Genomic DNA, 10,700 nt, shown 5'->3' on the forward strand with positions numbered 1-10,700 from the left:
CAGTTCAGATACGGCTGAGGTGAGGCCTCTAGGCGCAGAGACCGGCAGCCCTTTGCCTGCAGAGTTGTCGAACGAGCCTCAGTCGGTATTCCCTGAATCGCCGAACAGCATTCCAGTCACCCGCCATTTCCGCGTCGGCAAGTAGGTATTCGCAGTTGTCCAACTGATCTTTCAAAGACATCATCAGAATTCACCTCCGATCACCCGAGCAAGTACCTGTCCAGGATGCGGCCGACGGGACCCCGGGGACATCGGCCGTAGTACCTGTTCAGGTACCTGCTTCGGCGCGCGGTGGAGGCTACTTCTTGACCGCAGGCGCAGGTAGCGGCATACCGCGCTCTGCCAGAACGGCTCGGAGACGGTCGGGGTAATCGGTGATGATTCCGTTGACACCGAGGTCGATCAGGGCGTGCATGGTGGCGGGATCATCGACGGTCCACGGGATGACCTTCACGCCACGCGCATGTGCGCTCGCGATCATGTCGGCTGTCGGATAGAGGGTGAAACCGGGATCCCCGACCTTTCCACCCTGCGGAGTTCCTTGGACAGGGGAGTAGGCGGAGGCACCGAAGGTTGCTACCGCCGCGATGCCGTCGCCACCGAAATCATCGATGTCCAGGCCGCCGAGCCACGGTGACGCTCCGTCCTTGCCTACCTGGAGAAAGTCGCCGTTAGTGAGCGCAACAACGGGGAGATTCGGTGCGAGTTGACGGGTGAGCATGAGTGAGCCCCAGTCGAAGCTCTGAATGGTGACGCTGTCCAACAATCCGGCTGCCCGGATCGTGTCGAGAACAACAGAGACGAACTGCTCACGCGGGGCGGTCTCGTGAGGTGCTCCCGCTTCCACCTTGGTCTCGATGTTGAGCTTGATTCCGGGTGCGTTGTACGACTTCACCAGGGCGAGCACTTCTTCGAGCGTCTGCATTTTCGCTCCCGGAACATTCTGCTGCTCAGGGTATCCGGCAAGGGGGAGAGTGCCGCAGTCCATGGTCTTGATCTGCTGCAGGCTCAGCGTGTTGACGAATTTGCCGACGTACGGGAACTCCGGGTCGCCGGTAGTGGCCGGCTCGGTGTCGAGGCATTTCTTGTTCGAGATCTTCCGATCGTGTGTGACGACAGCGATCCCGTCCTCGGTGATCTGGGTATCGAGTTCCAGTGTGCTGACGCCCATTTCGAGGGCATTGGCGAACGCAGCCAGGCTGCTCTCGGTGTACAGGCCGAGTCCGCCGCGGTGGGCTTGGACGTCGAACGTCGAAACCGGCTGGGGCGCTGAACTACCGAACGAACCGGACCAGTCGAGACTGCCGGTTGGCGATGCCGAGGCCGGGGTCGCCAGCGCGACGAGGGGGAGTGCGACGGTCACGGCGGCGCACGACAATATTCTGCTCAGTTGCATGAAAGGAACGTAGAGGCGTCGAATGGCTCACCGGGGTTCGTTAGGTAAACTAACGGTAAAGGTCAGGCCGCGTGAATGCGCTGCTCGACTCCGCTCGCTTGGACCTTCATCCACGACGCCAGAAGCTCACATCCGGTCAGTCCACTGGCGTCGAGAGGTTCGATCGCGTAGCTGATGTGTCTACCGCCGCGAGGGTTCTTCAGCTGAAAGCGGTTCAGGTTCAACTTCGTCGGCAGATAGCCGAGTACTTCGAGGAACGCGGTGCGAATGCGTCGTAGATCGGTACGCCACTGCTTGGGGCTGAAACGAGTCTTCTGCGCGTTCTGGAAGGCGTTGCTACGAAGGAGTTCCCACACCTTGCGTACCCACACCCGCGCCTGCGAGAAGGACATCCAGCGTGTCAAGTCTGCGATGTCGCGAATGTAGCTGTCGTCGCTGGCATTACAGATCATGTCCTGCGGGTGCCCGATCCACTTGACCGGAATCCACGGCTGGACTTCGGGTCCGTCGCCGGCAACTCCGTGTCCCTCACAACCTTCGATGACGCCGGCCGGTTGTTGTGGATCGGAGATCAGTCCGACTCCGATGATGTTGGCGCCCTTCAGCGTCGGAGAAGTCAATGTCGGAAGAGCCGAGCGGATCACGGTGCATCCCTGTGAGTATCCGATCAGTATCACGGGGCCGTCTGTCTGCGCGATTTCGGCGGTGAGGGCTTTCACACCCATCGCGGTGCTGTGCCGAAAGCTCAGGCCGCCGTCGGCGACCGGACCGTACGACGCAGGATAAGCGACCCAGCGAGAATCGAATCTGCTGTCGAGTTCGTCGGTGACGGCGCTGAGGAGTCCGAGCACGCGGGCGCTGTCGTCGCCGACGTGGGATTCGCCGGTGCCGCCAACTGCAAGAACGGTTACCTCAGCCATGTCAGAGATCATCCACGTCGATTCTGAGAGGTCTGCATCCAAACGCTGAGAAGAGACTGGCAATCCGTTGTGCTGCGAAATCGTTATAGAGCGAGCACCATTTACTCATGACGACGCCGAATCGTTCATCCAGACGAAAAGTGTCCGTGGTCGGTGCGGGAAGCGTCGGCACCGCAATTGCGTATGCGTGCCTGATACGCGGATCGGCCGACGCGCTCGCCCTCTACGACACCAACAGCGCAAAGGTCCGGGCGGAAGTTCTCGATCTCAACCACGGCACCCAGTTCACACCGCCGTGCACTGTCGACGGAGGCGATGACGTCTCGGTCACCGCGGGATCCGACTTGGTCGTCGTCACTGCGGGCGCCAAACAGCATCCCGGTCAGTCGCGGCTCGAACTTGCCGCGGTGAACGTCACGATTGCGCAGACACTGACCGAACAACTGTTGGCGGTGTCGCCGGACGCAGTTCTTCTCTTCGTCACCAACCCGGTCGATGTGGCGACCTACGCAGCGATCCAGGCCGCGGGACCATCGTACGGCGGCCGAATCTTCGGATCGGGAACGGTGCTGGACACGGCCCGATTGCGATTCCTGATGGCAACCGAACTCGGAGTCGCAGTCGAGAACGTCCACGCCTTCATCGTCGGCGAGCACGGGGACTCCGAGATTCCGCTCTGGTCGAGCGCGACCATCGGTGGAGTGTCGGCAACCTCGTTCGTGGGACCGTCGGGCGGCATACTCGGCCCCGACCTACGTGCGAATGTCGCGAAGTCGGTGGTCGAGAGTGCTTACGAGATCATCGAAGGAAAAGGTGCCACCAACCTCGCCATCGGATTGTCGAGCGCGTTCATCGTGGAAGTCGTGTTGCGGGACGAACAACGGGTGCTGCCGGTATCGACTTTGCAGACCGGCGTCCACGGACTCGAGCACGTTTGCCTGTCGTTGCCCACGATGGTCGGTCGCGAAGGTGCCGGTCGAGTCCTCGAAGTACCGCTTTCAGAAAAGGAGGCTTCGGGGCTCCGATCTTCCGCCCGTACATTGCAAGAGGTGCAGCAATCTCTGGGATTGTGAATATCTGTTGTCCTCGATATCCGACATATAGGATCAAAAAATGATCAGCTTCCTGATTCGCGCCGCGATCTTCCTGGGTTCTGCCGCTGTCGGGCTTCTTGTTGCGTCGTTGATTCTTTCGGGCTTCTCGGCGCCTACATCCGGATTCATCGTTGCCGTCGTGATCTTTGCGATTGCGCAGTCGGTCCTGGCACCGTTCATCGCGACGGTGGCAAAGCGACATGCACCGGCATTTCTCGGCGGAATCGGATTGGTGTCGACATTCGTCGCTCTGTTGGTGGCGTCGCTCTTCTCCAATCTGTCGATCTCCGGTGTCTCGACGTGGATTCTGGGAACCGTCGTCGTGTGGCTGGTAACCGCAGTTGCGACGCTGGTTCTTCCGTTGTTGTTCGTGCGTAAGAAAGTTCAGGAGAAGAAGGCACAGTGACGCGCCCGAACATCGGTATGGACTACACAGTCCTGGACTGCCCGGATCCGGCTGCATTGGCCAACTTCTACGCCCAGGTCCTCGAGTGGAAAAGTGTTCGCGACGAGGATGATTGGCACGTGATCGAAGGACCCGGCGGAGAGCGACTCGCGTTTCAGCTCGCTCCGGATTTCGTTCCGGTGGACTGGCCGACAACCGGCGTCGGGATCCATCTGGATTTGCTCGTGGATTCTCTCGACCCCGCGGAGGCTTGGGTGATTGGCCTTGGTGCGCAGCGGGTGACCGACATTCCGGAGCATCAGACTTTCCGCGTCTACCGCGACCCGGTCGGTCACTATTTCTGCCTGTGCCTGAGGAACTGAGTGTCGACTCGCTCCGATCTCGTCGACCGTGGATAATTCCGAACACTTGTCACGCCCGAGAATTGGAGATCGACGATGGCTTCGCAGAATTCCGACGAATTCCTGGTAGAACGTACGACGATCGTCAAGGCAGAAGCTTCGGTCGTCTTTGCATTGATCAACGATTTCCATCAGTGGACTCAGTGGTCGCCGTGGGAAGGTCTCGACCCGGCGATGCAGCGCACGTACGCGGGTCCTGACGCGGGCGTCGGGGCTTCGTATGCTTGGGCCGGAAACAAGAAGGCGGGCTCCGGTTCGATGGTGATCACCGAATCCGTCCCGAACGAACGCGTAGTTTTGGACCTGGCCTTCCTCAAGCCCTTCAAGGCGCAGAACGTCACCACCTTTCTCATCTCTCCCAATGCCGGCGTCTCTCCGAATGCCGGTGAAGTTCAGGTGACGTGGAAGATGACCGGAAAGAAGAATCTGTTCTTCAAGATCTTCGGTTTCATCTTCAGCATGGACAAGCTCGTCGGTAAGGATTTCGAGAAGGGCTTGTCCCAGCTGAAAGCTGCTGCAGAAAAGAGCTGACAAGCCGGTGGTACCGTCTCCCGGTGTTACGGATGACGCCCACCGACGCCCAAACCTTCTGGATTTCGGAGAAGATCCCCAACGATCAGCTGCTGCTCTACTGCTTCGACGGGCAGAGCCAGTCCATGGACGAGCTACGACGCTCGGTGGTGGAAAGAGCGTCGCTCATCCCGGATCTCAATGTTCGGATACGCGAATCACCGTGGCACCTCGACTATCCGCTCTGGGAGCCAATGCCGGTCGATGCCTCGTTGGTGAGAGTGCGTGAGCTGCCCGAAAACTCGTGGCTCTCGTGCATTCACAGCATCGAGAAGCTACTCGAAAACCACGTCGACCCACGCGAGTCGCCGTGGACGCTGCACCTGTTTCACTGCGTCACCGGGGCGCCGCGTTGTAGCGGCCCGGCGCTGATCGCAGTTCTGCAGGTCGCTCATTCCTTGGCCGACGGCAAACGGGCGTCGGCGATTGCTCGCCAGTTGTTCTCGCCGCAACCGCCCGCAAAGCAGAAGACGGACGAGCGACGCAGTGGATCAGCCGAGATTCTGGGCCGCGCCGCCCTGCGCCTGCCGGGTCAACTCGTTTCACTGTTCCGCGACGGCCGAGCGGGGCACAAAGCGCAGTTGCAACTGCAGGCGGATACCGAATCGGGAGTTGTTGCGCCGCAAGCGGCAAGCCGTCCCAAGGTGCGCTCCAACATCCCTCCCGGACCTCACCGGCTGGTCCGCATGGTCGTGCGGGACAGCGCAGATTTCCGCGGCGACGGCGTGTCCGTCACAGTCGGAGCGATGACCGCGATCTCGGTGGCGATGGCGAACTACCTCACCGAACGAGACGGCTCGGTACCGCCCGAATTGGGAGCTGAGGTGACCATCGCCAAGGCCGGTACACCCACGGCGCGCAACCACTTCCGCAATGCGGGTGTCGGACTGTTCCCGGATGTCGACGACCTCCGTGAGCGAGCCCAACGGATCAAGGAGTCGATGGACGAGCGTCGTGCACGTGCGTCCCATCCATCCAGCGCAGCTTCGGATCTCGCGCTGAACGCAGTTCCCGGACCGCTCGTCCGTTGGGGCGTGCAGCAATACGATTTCACGGCAGTGCCCGACGAGGTCACCGGAAACACCGTCGTGTCGAGCGTCGCGCGCGGTGATGCGGATCTGGTGCTCGGCGGCGGCGTCGTTCGGTTCACAGCGGGCTTCCCGAGTTTGTCGCCGGTCATGTCGTTGACCCACGGCGTACACGGAATCGGGGACACGGTGACGATCAGCATCACCAGCAGTCCGGCCTCGATTCCGGACATCGATGTGTACGAGCAGATGATGCACGACGCGATCGACGAGGTGCGCGAAGCACTGTCGTGACGGCCTGATGTACTGGCTGCATGGGATTCACGCGCGCCGAACTGGAATCGTTCCGAGACGCCGAGATCGAGGATCTGATCGGGCCGGATTGTCGGCTGTTGTTCGTCGGTATCAATCCGGGACTGTGGACGGCGGCGACCGGCGCGCATTTCGCCAGGCCGGGCAATCGGTTTTATCCGGCGCTGCTGCGGGCAGGCATCATCGAGCGTGCGATCGATCCTTCCGCGGGTATGTCGGACGCTGATACGCAGCACCTGATCGATCGGGGAGTGGGCATTACCAATTTGGCGGTACGCGCGACGGCCAGAGCAGACGAGTTGACGGCGGAGGAACTTGCTGCCGGGGGACTGCGGGTGCGGGAGGTTGTGCGTGCGACAAAACCGAAAGTGGTTGCCTTTGCCGGAATCACCGCCTATCGAACTGCTTTCGGTGACAAACGAGCCAAGGCGGGGCGGCAGGATCAGGCTTTCGAGGGGGCAGCACTGTGGATTGTGCCCAATCCCAGCGGTCTGAATGCACACGAGACTGTGGAGACCCTGGCCGCCAAATACCGTTCTGCTGCAGCTGAAGCCGGAATTGTCTGACAAGAACTCTCAGTTCCGTTCGCCTGGAACGAAGTACGGGATAGAGTGGCCGTATGTCTGTTCTTTACAACATCTTTGTAGTGATTCATCTACTCGGTATGGCTGCCCTGGTCGGTAGCTACTTCACCGTCCTCAAGGCTCCTTCGATCACCGAGGTCATGGTGTGGGGTGCCAGGATGCAGTTCGTGTCCGGCCTGATCATCGTCGGGTTGGGCGAAGGCGCCCTGGACAAGAACTACATTCACGCGAAGATCGCTGTGAAACTTGTACTTTCACTGGTCATCGTGACGCTTGCCGAGATCACTCGGGCGAAGCAGAAGAAGGGACAGCCCAATCCGAATCTGGTGCACGTCGTCGGCGGGTTGTCGATCGTGACCGTTTTCGTGGCTGCGCTCTGGACCTGACCAAACACGAAGAAGAGCCCCGGCGATCGAAACCCGCCGGGGCTCTTTGCTGTTGACGTGTCTACAGACCCGGACGCTTGCCGATCGTCAGGGTCACTTCACCGGTGTGCGCAAAGAAGTCGTTGCCCTTGTCGTCGACGACGATGAAGGCGGGGAAGTCCTCGACGTCGATCTTCCAGACGGCTTCCATACCCAGTTCGGCGTACTCGAGGATGTCGACCTTCTTGATGCAGTCGAGGGCCAGACGAGCCGCGGGTCCACCGATCGACCCGAGGTAGAAACCGCCGTGCGAGTTGCAGGCGTCGGTGACCTGCTTGGAACGGTTTCCCTTGGCCAGCATGATCATCGAGCCACCGGCGGCCTGGAACTGCTCGACGTACGAGTCCATACGGCCGGCCGTGGTCGGGCCGAACGAACCGGACGCCATGCCGTCGGGCGTCTTGGCGGGGCCGGCGTAGTACACCGGGTGATCCTTGAGGTACTGCGGCATCTCTTCGCCTGCGTCGAGGCGTTCCTTGATCTTGGCGTGCGCGATGTCGCGTGCCACGACGAGCGGACCGGTCAAGGAGAGACGAGTCTTCACCGGGTGCTTGGAGAGCTCGGCGAGGATCTCCGACATCGGCTTGGTCAGATCGATCTTGACCGCAGCACCCTTGCCGGTACCCGAAATGCCATCTGTCTCTTCGTCGAGCTGAGCGTCCGTGACCTCGGGCAAGAAACGGCCCGGGTTGAATTCGAGCTGTTCCAGGAACACGCCCTCCGGGGTGATCTTGGCCTTCGCCTGTCGATCTGCCGAGCAGGACACCGCAATGGCGACGGGCAACGAAGCGCCGTGGCGGGGGAGTCGGACGACGCGGACGTCGTGGCAGAAGTACTTGCCGCCGAATTGTGCGCCGATACCGATCTTCTGCGTGAGCTCGAAGACCTTCTTCTCGAGCTCGTGATCGCGGAAGCCGCGACCCGTGATGGCGCCTTCGGTGGGCAATTCGTCGAGGTAGTGCGCCGACGCGTACTTCGCCGTCTTCATCGCGAACTCGGCCGAGGTACCGCCGACGACGATTGCGAGGTGGTACGGCGGGCAGGCTGCGGTGCCGAGTGAGCGGATCTTTGCCTCGAGGAACTGCATCATCGAGTCGGGGTTCAGGATCGCTTTGGTTTCCTGGTACAGGTAGGACTTGTTGGCGCTTCCGCCGCCCTTGGCCATGAAGAGGAACTTGTACGAGTTCTCGTGTCCGGCAGCAGTATCGGCGTACAGCTCGATCTGCGCGGGCAGGTTGTTGCCCGTGTTCTTCTCGTCCCACATCGTGATGGGCGCGTTCTGCGAGTAGCGCAGGTTCAGGCGCGTGTAGGCGTCGTAGACACCGCGGGCAATGGCCTTCTCGTCGTCGCCGGGGGTGAGCACGTGCTGCCCGCGCTTGCCCATGACGATGGCGGTTCCGGTGTCCTGGCACATCGGCAGAACACCGGCAGCGGCGATGTTGGCGTTCTTGAGAAGATCGAGCGCTACGAACTTGTCGTTGTTCGACGCTTCGGGATCGTCGAGGATGCTCGCCAGCTGCGTCAGGTGATCCGTGCGCAGGTAGTGAGAGATGTCGTGCAGCGCCGTTTCGGTCAGCAGACGCATCGCCTCCGGCTCGACCTGCAGGAAGGTACGGCCGTCCGGCCCCTCGACTGTCGACACCCCTTCGGTGGTGAGCAATCGGTACTCGGTGGTGTCATCACCGATCGGCAACAGGTCCTCATAGAGGAAGTCGGCCATCATCTCTCCTGAACAAGGGTGCGTGCGAAGGTCGCATTCAGGTTATCGTTGGGGGTTTCCTTCTCCGAATCGGGGCGGGTGTGAGCTGGAATTATCCGGATGCCACTGGCTCGATCAAGATACTTCGACCAGTTCGGAGAGCCCCACGCCGCGAAATTCGGCAAGTAATTCGGCTTGCTCGGTGACTGCTGCGCGGGCTGATCGTGACCACGTTTCCCACGGGGTGATCGCGACCTTCAGCTTCTTTCCGGACGCTCGTGGTCGCCACAGTCCGGTGATCTTGCCGCCGACCATCACCGTGCCCGGTCGCCCGAGGGTCGGCCATACCGTCTTCTGTGCGGCCGGATCGGGAACCAGGGTCTCCCGATCCTTGAGCTGTACATACGGATCGAAAGGCCCGAGTAGGCGCGTACTCGAATCGGAGGGGGAGCCGAGCAAGTCTTCGCGGTCCTGTTCGAGAATCCACCGCTTCTCGCCGTTCACCTCGATCTCCTCGGAATCGGTGGGCCAGTGGGCTTTGACGTCCTTGACCGGAGCATCGAGAAACGACGCGACGTGAGCAGGAGTCGCGGGGCCGTAGAAGCGCAGATACCCGCGAATCACGTCGAAGCGGGGATCGGCGTCAGAACCCGAGGCGGTGTAGGGGCGTCGACGCCAACCCGGAATGCGTTCGAGCACTGGGGGAGATGTGCCCGGCTGCAGCTCGAGGCCTGCCTGAAGCGCCGCGAGGCGGAACGGCATCTCGTACAGATGAGTGGCGTTGCACGGTCGGCAGAATCGCAAATAGGGCTCGGTCACTCGCGTGGTCAATTGCGCGGACATCTCGCCCTTGACGGTTGGTTTCGAGACGATGTCCCGCATCGCAGTAGCAACTGTTTGCAGGGCAGTCAGCGTCGCGATGCCGGCGGCCTTCAGCGGCCGGTTGGCGTCGTAAATGCGTTTGGCTGCATCGGCTTCACTGAACGGCGACGTGGCGACGGCGACGGCAGGCAGGTCGCGACGACGGTAATAGTGGGGAGCTCCGCGCAACGTCCAGGCAAGAGCGAGGTCAGTGGCGTCGACGCGTATGCCGCGGATCCTCAGTGCCCACGCGGCGCCGTCAGGCCCGGTGTTCTGAATCCCGAGGTCGAGAATGGCGCAATCGTTGTGATCGGCGTCACCGGAATGTGGCCTGTCGAGTTGATGGCGATGCCATCGGAAATTAGCTACCTGCGTGAGTGACGCTGCGCTAGACATGATTTCAGTTTACTGGTGGGTAACCGCAGGATTTGGGGCGGTTGATCGATGCGGCGGCAGAATCGGTCAAATTCGACCGATTGGCCGGAATTTTTTCAGTAGCAGACCTTATTAGTCGAAATAATCACCCCATTGTCAGAATCCTTTGCCAACTGGTCGTTCGTATGATTAATGTTACCCACGTCACGGATACATTACAGATGTGACGCAGCTGTCACAGCACTGTCGGGTGCTTTTTGGCAGCTGACCTCTGACCTCTCAAGGAGATTCACATGGGTTCAATGGAAGGAATTCTCGGCGCTGTTGTTCAGGGCCTGGGATCACTGTTCAGCGCTGACGGTCTGCTCAAGACCTTCATGGGATCGGTAGAGAGCATCTCCAAAGACCCCACCCCCTAATTCAGCGCGACTTTGCCACGCCCGCTCCGGGTGTAGTTACTTCAATTTCGACAAACTGCAGGAGGAAACTCATGGGATCTCTCGGTGAAGCCATCGGAAGCGTCAACAACCTCGGTCAGCGTCTCGTCGACGCACTGACCACGCTCAGCGGCGGCACGGTTACGCCCAAGTAAGCGTCGTCTGACGAGAAAGGCTCACGCACTCGGTGCG

General features: G+C 60.8%; 12 protein-coding genes. 8 read left to right on the forward strand and 4 right to left on the reverse strand.

What is annotated here, in order from left to right:
- Positions 1-298: 298 nt before the first annotated feature.
- Both ACFQ6H_RS23135 and ACFQ6H_RS23140 read right to left on the reverse strand, forming a co-directional pair.
- Positions 299-1,396: a glycerophosphodiester phosphodiesterase family protein gene (locus ACFQ6H_RS23135; RefSeq protein WP_378648834.1), complete on the reverse strand. Its 1,098-nt coding sequence runs from the start codon at positions 1,394-1,396 to the stop codon at positions 299-301.
- Between the two features lie 62 nt (positions 1,397-1,458).
- Entirely contained in the window at positions 1,459-2,316 is an 858-nt protein-coding gene (locus tag ACFQ6H_RS23140) for a PE-PPE domain-containing protein (protein WP_378648836.1), read from the reverse strand.
- A gap of 107 nt (positions 2,317-2,423) precedes the next feature.
- Here ACFQ6H_RS23140 and ACFQ6H_RS23145 point away from each other — a divergent pair, with 107 nt between their 5' ends.
- The 7 genes from ACFQ6H_RS23145 to ACFQ6H_RS23175 all read left to right on the forward strand — a co-directional run bounded on the left by ACFQ6H_RS23145 (position 2,424) and on the right by ACFQ6H_RS23175 (position 7,097).
- Positions 2,424-3,389, forward strand: a complete 966-nt coding sequence (locus ACFQ6H_RS23145; RefSeq protein WP_378648838.1) for an L-lactate dehydrogenase — start codon at positions 2,424-2,426, stop codon at positions 3,387-3,389.
- 40 nt (positions 3,390-3,429) lie between these two features.
- The gene (locus ACFQ6H_RS23150) at positions 3,430-3,816 is read left to right on the forward strand and encodes a phage holin family protein (protein WP_003945275.1); all 387 of its coding nucleotides are present in this window, start codon (positions 3,430-3,432) and stop codon (positions 3,814-3,816) included.
- Positions 3,813-4,178: a VOC family protein gene (locus ACFQ6H_RS23155; protein WP_378648840.1), complete on the forward strand. Its 366-nt coding sequence runs from the start codon at positions 3,813-3,815 to the stop codon at positions 4,176-4,178. The genes ACFQ6H_RS23150 and ACFQ6H_RS23155 overlap by 4 nt, the downstream gene beginning before the upstream one ends.
- Positions 4,179-4,253: 75 nt before the next feature.
- A complete protein-coding gene (locus ACFQ6H_RS23160; protein ID WP_378539239.1) occupies positions 4,254-4,748 on the forward strand; it encodes an SRPBCC family protein in 495 nt (164 codons plus the stop codon).
- A 32-nt stretch (positions 4,749-4,780) separates the two neighbouring features.
- Positions 4,781-6,109: a WS/DGAT domain-containing protein gene (locus ACFQ6H_RS23165; RefSeq protein WP_378648842.1), complete on the forward strand. Its 1,329-nt coding sequence runs from the start codon at positions 4,781-4,783 to the stop codon at positions 6,107-6,109.
- Positions 6,110-6,129: 20 nt separating this feature from the next.
- Positions 6,130-6,693, forward strand: a complete 564-nt coding sequence (locus tag ACFQ6H_RS23170) for a mismatch-specific DNA-glycosylase (protein ID WP_378539237.1) — start codon at positions 6,130-6,132, stop codon at positions 6,691-6,693.
- A 53-nt stretch (positions 6,694-6,746) separates the two neighbouring features.
- Positions 6,747-7,097: a hypothetical protein gene (locus ACFQ6H_RS23175; protein WP_378648844.1), complete on the forward strand. Its 351-nt coding sequence runs from the start codon at positions 6,747-6,749 to the stop codon at positions 7,095-7,097.
- Positions 7,098-7,158: 61 nt separating this feature from the next.
- Here the strand turns inward: ACFQ6H_RS23175 and ACFQ6H_RS23180 are convergent, their stop codons facing one another.
- On the reverse strand, positions 7,159-8,856 hold the full coding sequence (locus ACFQ6H_RS23180) for a fumarate hydratase (RefSeq protein ID WP_378449016.1): 1,698 nt from the start codon (positions 8,854-8,856) through the stop codon (positions 7,159-7,161).
- A 114-nt stretch (positions 8,857-8,970) separates the two neighbouring features.
- Positions 8,971-10,092: a winged helix DNA-binding domain-containing protein gene (locus ACFQ6H_RS23185; RefSeq protein WP_378648846.1), complete on the reverse strand. Its 1,122-nt coding sequence runs from the start codon at positions 10,090-10,092 to the stop codon at positions 8,971-8,973.
- A 272-nt stretch (positions 10,093-10,364) separates the two neighbouring features.
- Here ACFQ6H_RS23185 and ACFQ6H_RS23190 point away from each other — a divergent pair, with 272 nt between their 5' ends.
- A complete protein-coding gene (locus tag ACFQ6H_RS23190) occupies positions 10,365-10,490 on the forward strand; it encodes a hypothetical protein (RefSeq protein WP_378648848.1) in 126 nt (41 codons plus the stop codon).
- Positions 10,491-10,700 lie beyond the last annotated feature (210 nt).

It is taken from the genome of Rhodococcus sp. NPDC056506 (genome assembly GCF_042794945.1).
In the GTDB taxonomy this organism is placed as follows: Bacteria; Actinomycetota; Actinomycetes; order Mycobacteriales; family Mycobacteriaceae; genus Rhodococcus_F.